We start from the raw sequence: 752 nt of genomic DNA on the forward strand, positions 1-752 counted from the left end.
CAAGCAGCATGCGGATGGGGTGTTCGGCGTGCATCAAAAGATAGAAAGAAATGAGCGTGGGAATGACGGCCCCGCCCACATTGACGGCCAAAACCATTTCCCGGGGACGCCGCCACTGGGGCGGGCGATATCGCATGCCGAAAAAAGAAACCAGGGTCAACGGCGGCGGTTCGTCCTCCAGCCGGATGCGCTTCACCGGGATGTTGATCATGCTTCCGATGATGCACAGGAACAGCAAAGAAAACAGCTGCTCCGGCGGAATGCCCAACCGGGCAAAAGCCATGGCGAAAAGGCCGAACTTGACCAGTCCGAAGACCAGAAACAGCAGAAAAACGAAAAGGAAAAAGAAAATCACGAGAAACGGCGGGAAAAACATGACGCGTCCTTTCAGGCCATGACGGAGCGCACCGCGGGATCCACCTGGCCCGCATAATCCGAAAAGTTCTTCTTGAAGAGTCCCTTGAGGTGTTCCGCCTGCCTGCGGTAAGCCTCCTTATCCTGCCAGGTCGCCTGCGGGCTGAGCACTTCGGGGGGCACTCCGGGGCAGGTCCGCGGCACGAGCAGCCCGAAGTAGGGCTCCTTTTCGAATCCCGCTCCATCCAGGGCGCCGCTCAAGGCCGCCTGAACCATGGCGCGCGTATACCCGATGGGAATGCGTCGTCCCACGCCGTAAGGACCTCCGGACCAGCCCGTATTAATGAGCCAGCATCGCGCCCCATGGGCCTCCATGCGACGGCGGAGCAGTTCGGCGT

2 protein-coding genes are annotated in these 752 nt (G+C 60.1%); both read right to left on the reverse strand.

Going from position 1 to position 752, the window contains the following annotated elements:
* On the reverse strand, positions 1-376 hold a 376-nt coding region (locus ABJK56_RS05475; protein WP_347243658.1), incomplete at its 3' end, for a DUF1614 domain-containing protein.
* Between the two features lie 11 nt (positions 377-387).
* Positions 388-752, reverse strand: a 365-nt coding sequence (locus tag ABJK56_RS05480) for a phosphoenolpyruvate carboxykinase (ATP) (RefSeq protein ID WP_347243659.1), incomplete at its 5' end; no start/stop codon positions are given.

The organism is Thermogutta sp., assembly GCF_039793925.1.
Taxonomy (GTDB): Bacteria; Planctomycetota; Planctomycetia; order Pirellulales; family Thermoguttaceae; genus Thermogutta.